The following is a 4730-nucleotide window of genomic DNA, read 5'->3' as shown; positions in this document are numbered from 1 at the left end:
GCGACGACGTCGGCCCCGGCGGCCGTGGCGGTGACCCCGCCGGCGTGCCGGTCGAACAGCCGCACCCCGAGCTCGGACTCCAGCCGGCGCAGCGCGTACGACAGCGCCGGCTGGCTGACGAACAGCGACTCGGCGGCCCGGCCGAGGTTCCCGGCGTCCGCGATCGCGACCAGGTAGCGCAGCTGACGCAGCTCCATGCGGCGATGATAAAGGCTCTTTATCGCTCATGTTGATCTCTGTCTTGGACGCCGCCCCGCCGCGGCTGCGATAAACGGAGCATGACGAACACGACTGAGAACGAGAACGGGCGGGTCTGGCTGATCACCGGGGCGACCTCGGGGTTCGGGCGGGCGATCGCGGAGGCGGCGCTCGCCGCGGGCGACACCGTCGTCGCGGCGGCGCGCCGCCCGCAGGCGCTGGACGACCTCGCCGGCCGGTACCCCGGCCGCGTGAACGCGGTCGCGCTGGACGTCACCGACCACGGCCGGATCGCGGACGTGGTGGCCGACGTGCTGCTGTGGCACGGCCGGATCGACGTCCTGGTGAACAACGCCGGGCGCGGCCTGGTCGGCGCGGTGGAGGAGACCACCGACCGGGAGTTGCGCGACCTGATGGACCTGCACTTCTTCGGCCCCGCCGCGCTGACGCGGGCGGTGCTGCCGCACATGCGCGCGCGGGGCTCCGGCGCGATCGTGCAGCTGACGAGCCAGGGCGGCCGGCTGTCCTTCCCGGGCGTCGGCGGCTACTCGGCCACCAAGTTCGCGCTGGAGGGGCTGACGGAGGCGCTCGCGGGCGAGGTGGCGCCGTTCGGGATCAAGGTGATGATCGTGGAGCCGGGCGCGTTCCGGACGTCGTTCGCGGGCGGCGGGCTGCTGATGGCCGACGAGATGCCGGAGTACGCCGACACGGTCGGGCGGGTGCGCAAGGGCCTGCCGGACAGCGACGGCAAGCAGCCCGGCGACCCCGCCAAGGCCGCCGCCGCCATCCTCACCGCGCTGGACGCCGAGGACACGCCGCTGCGGCTGCCGCTCGGCAGCGACGCCGCCGACGCGGTCGCCGCGAGCCTCGACGGCCTCCGGAAGGAGTTCGCCGCCTGGGAGCCGCTGATCCGCAGCACCGATTTCGACGAGTAGCGGGAACGGGGTGGCCCGCACCGGGCGGGCCGCCCCGATAAAGGAGTTGCCGCGAGGGAACCGTTCCGGCAATATGGACATCGAACGGAACGAGGCCGGAAGGAGAGGGAAAGATGCGCCGACACCGAATGCATCGCAGCAGCCACTCCGGCCTCGGGAGCCGCCGCGGGACGTGACCATCGCGTCCCGCCGCCGACCGCCCGAGCAGAACGGGCGGTCTTTTTCTTTTCCCGCACGATTCCACCTTGTTCTTCCGGAGGGTTGGCCGAGCGGAAAGGCAGCGGCTTGCTAAGCCGTGGTCAGGGGTCACCCTGCGCGAGTTCGAATCTCGCACCCTCCGCGCAGGCTGGGCAGGGATGCTGGTGCATCCGGCGGCCTCATAAGCCGCATCAGGCAGGTTCGATTCCTGCGCCCAGTACGCACGACAAATGAATATCGAGTCTCCGTGGCGCAGAGGAGAGCGCGCCGGGTTGCGGACCCGGAGGGCGCAGGTTCGATTCCTGCCGGAGACACGGCGTCCGTGGTGTGGTGGTCTGCACGCCAGGTTGTGGTCCTGGAGGTCCTCGGTTCGATCCCGGGCGGTCGCCCTTAATAAGAAATATCGAGATTGATCGGGTGGCGGCCGGCAGATATTGCCGGCCGCTTGCGCCCGCTTGCGCCGGAATTGGCCGTCGCCGGAAAAACCTTCCTCATGTACTGCTCCTCCGTGCGGGCGGCCCGGGTGCGGCTGCTCGCCCTCGGCCTGCCGGCGCTGCTCGCCCTCGGCTCGCCGTCCGTGCCCGCGCTGGCCTCCGGTCCGGAGCGCGCGGCCGCCGTCCCGTACCTCGATCCCGCGCTGCCCGTCGCGGCCCGCGTCGACGACCTGCTCTCCCGGATGAGCCTGGACGACAAGCTCGGGCAGATGACGCAGCCCGAACGCCGGTACATCACCCCGGAGGAGGTCGGGAGGTACCGGATCGGGTCGGTCATGTCGGCTGGCGGTTCGGCGCCGTCCCCGAACACGGCGAAGAGCTGGGCGGACATGGACGACGCGTTCCAGAAGGGCGCCCTGTCGGCCCCGCTGCGCATCCCGATGCTGTACGGGGTGGACGCGGTGCACGGCGACAACAACGTGGTCGGCGCGACGATCTTCCCGCACGCCATCGGGCTCGGCGCCTCGCGCGATCCGGAGCTCGTCCGCGAGATCGGGGCGGCGACGGCCGAGGAGATGACCGCGACCGGCGCGCGCTGGGACTTCGCGCCCTGCCTGTGCGTCGCCCGCGACGACCGCTGGGGACGCACCTACGAGTCGTTCGGCGAGGTCCCGGAGCTGCCGTCCGCCATGACCTCGCTCATCGACGGGCTCCAGGGCGCGAAGCCGGGCGGCCCCGCGTCGGTCCTCGCCACGGCGAAGCACTTCGTCGGCGACGGCGGCACCGAGGGCGGCCGGGACCGCGGCGACGCGCGGATCTCCGAGGCGGAGCTGCGGGCGGTGCACCTGCCGCCGTTCCGGGAGGCCGTCCGGCGCGGCGTCGGGTCGGTGATGGTGTCCTACAGCTCGTGGAACGGCGTGAAGATGCACGCCAACCGGTACCTGGTCACCGGGGTGCTGAAGGGGGAGCTCGGCTTCGGGGGCTTCGTCGTGTCCGACTACCAGGGCGTCGACCGGATCGACGGCGAGGCGGGCATGACAAGGGACGAGATCGCGAAGGCGGTCAACGCCGGGATCGACATGGTCATGGTGCCGGCGAAATGGAAGGACTTCATCGCGGGCCTGCGCGCCGAGGTGGAGGACGGGACGGTCCCGATGGCGCGCGTCGACGACGCCAACCGCCGCATCCTGACCCAGAAGATGAGGTTCGGGCTGTTCGAGCGGCCGATGGCCGACCGGAGCCTTCTGAAGACGGTCGGGAGCGCCGCGCACCGCGCGCTCGCCCGCCGCGCCGTCGCCGAGTCGCAGGTGCTGCTGAAGAACGACGGCGTCCTGCCGCTGCGCCGCGACGGGAAGATCTTCGTCGCGGGGCGCAGCGCCGACGACATCGGCATGCAGTCCGGCGGCTGGACGGTGACGTGGCAGGGATCCCCGGGCCGGACGACGCCCGGGACGACCATCCTGGAGGGCATCCGGCAGGTCGCGGGGGAGCGGGCGAAGATCGGCTACGACCGGGACGGCAAGGGGATCGACGAGTCCTACGACGCGGCGGTGGCCGTCGTCGGGGAGAAGCCGTACGCCGAGTACCACGGCGACCGGCCCGGCGGCCTCGCCCTCGACGCGGAGGACCTGGCGACCGTCGAGCGGCTGCGCGCCTCGGGCGTGCCGGTCGCCGTCGTCCTGGTCTCGGGGCGCCCGCTGGACGTCGCGTCCCGGCTCGGCGGTTGGAACGCGCTCGTCGCGTCGTGGCTGCCGGGCACCGAGGGAGCGGGCGTCGCCGACGTGCTGTTCGGCGACGCCCGGCCGTCCGGCAGGCTGCCGGTGACGTGGCCGGGCGACGGCGGCCAGGAGCCGGTCAACCGCGGCGACGGCAAGAAGCCGCTCTTCCCGTTCGGATACGGCCTCGCCTACGGCGGCTGAGGGACGCCGGGCCGGAGTATCGTGGGCGCCGTCCGGCCCACTTGTGCAGGTGCCTTCCATGAGTAGGACGGCCTTGAGCCGCCGGCCCGCAGACCGCCGTCGGGGGTGCCGTGTCCGAACACTCGCTGCACGGGGGCGACCTCTCGGTGCTGCGCCGCCTGAACTCCGCCGCCACCCTGCGGGAACTGCGCGACGGCGGCGAGTCGACGCTGTCCGGGCTGGCCCGCCGGGTCGGTTTGTCGCGCCCCACCACCGAGGGCGTGCTCGGCGACCTGATCGGCCGCGGTCTGGTCGCCGAGGTCGCGCCACGGCCCGGCAGCGGCCTCGGCCGGCCCGCCCGCCGCTACCGGTTCCGCGCCGAGGCCGGCCACGCCCTCGGCATCGAGATCGACGCGCACCACGTCCGGCTGCTTCTCACGGACCTGTGCGGCGCGAACGTCGGCGGCCGCCGCGCGGAGCTCGACACCTACGCCCGCCCGGACGTCCGCATCGCCGCCGTCCGCGCGGCCGTCAAGGAGTGCCTGGCCGAGGCCGGGATCGACCGGCGGTCGCTGCGGGCCGTCGCGATCGGCACCCCCGGCGTCGTCGGCCCCGACGGCACCGTCACCCGCTGCGCCGCCGTCCCCGGGTGGGAGGGCGTCGAGCTCGGCCGTGAACTCGGCCGGTCGTTCGCCTGCCCGGTGCTGGTGGAGAACGACGCCAACCTCGCGGCGATGGCCGAGCGGTGGTGCGGCACCGCCCGCGCGGCCGACGACGTCGTGTGCGTGCTCGCCGGGCTGCACACCGGCGCGGGCGCCCTGATCGGCGGGCGCCTGCACCGCGGCCGGTGGGGCGCCGCGGGCGAGATCGGGATGCTGCCCGAGCTGGGCCTGCGGAACACCACGGCCGTCCTGATCACCGGCGCCGAGCCCGGGCCCGCGGCGGCCGGGGCGGCGCTCGCGGGCCTCGCCTCCGCCGGCCCCGCGCTGGAGGACGCCGCGCGCGTGCTCGCCGCGGCCGGGCGGCGGGACGCGGCCGCGCTGGAGGCGGTCGAGCGGCTCGCCGCG

Annotated in this window: 4 protein-coding genes and 4 tRNA genes; 7 read left to right on the top strand and 1 reads right to left on the bottom strand. The window is 73.8% G+C overall.

The annotated features are described in order from the left end of the window. The coding region (locus tag ABZ914_RS46730) for a LysR family transcriptional regulator (RefSeq protein ID WP_500201094.1) at positions 1 to 197 on the bottom strand (197 nt) is incomplete at its 3' end. Positions 198 to 278: 81 nt separating this feature from the next. Here ABZ914_RS46730 and ABZ914_RS46725 point away from each other — a divergent pair. The 7 genes from ABZ914_RS46725 to ABZ914_RS46695 all read left to right on the top strand — a co-directional run. Next, complete coding sequence (locus ABZ914_RS46725) at positions 279 to 1133, top strand: oxidoreductase (RefSeq protein ID WP_500201093.1); 855 nt, start codon at positions 279 to 281, stop codon at positions 1131 to 1133. 255 nt (positions 1134 to 1388) lie between these two features. Continuing rightward, positions 1389 to 1473 (top strand) — tRNA-Ser (locus tag ABZ914_RS46720). A gap of 5 nt (positions 1474 to 1478) precedes the next feature. Beyond that, positions 1479 to 1551: transfer RNA gene (locus tag ABZ914_RS46715), tRNA-Met, on the top strand. Positions 1552 to 1572: 21 nt separating this feature from the next. Further along, positions 1573 to 1645, top strand: a tRNA-Arg gene (locus ABZ914_RS46710). Position 1646: 1 nt separating this feature from the next. Next, a tRNA-His gene (locus tag ABZ914_RS46705) sits at positions 1647 to 1721 on the top strand. A gap of 103 nt (positions 1722 to 1824) precedes the next feature. After that, positions 1825 to 3684, top strand: coding sequence for a glycoside hydrolase family 3 protein (locus ABZ914_RS46700; protein ID WP_500201092.1), 1860 nt, complete (start codon positions 1825 to 1827; stop codon positions 3682 to 3684). Positions 3685 to 3794: 110 nt separating this feature from the next. After that, a partial coding sequence (locus ABZ914_RS46695; RefSeq protein ID WP_500201091.1) for an ROK family protein occupies positions 3795 to 4730 on the top strand: 936 nt, incomplete at its 3' end.

Origin of the sequence: Spirillospora sp. NPDC046719, from assembly GCF_040645715.1 — a bacterium.
Lineage (GTDB): Bacteria > Actinomycetota > Actinomycetes > Streptosporangiales > Streptosporangiaceae > Spirillospora.
The sequence above is the reverse complement of the archived record's forward strand: the minus strand, read 5'-3'. Positions and strand labels throughout refer to the sequence as shown.

Bases quoted from the DNA above. Each gene is read 5' to 3' on its own strand.
- ABZ914_RS46700 (WP_500201092.1), top strand. From the start codon at position 1,825: ATGTACTGCTCCTCCGTGCGGGCGGCCCGGGTGCGGCTGCTCGCCCTC.
- ABZ914_RS46725 (WP_500201093.1), top strand. From the start codon at position 279: ATGACGAACACGACTGAGAACGAGAACGGGCGGGTCTGGCTGATCACC.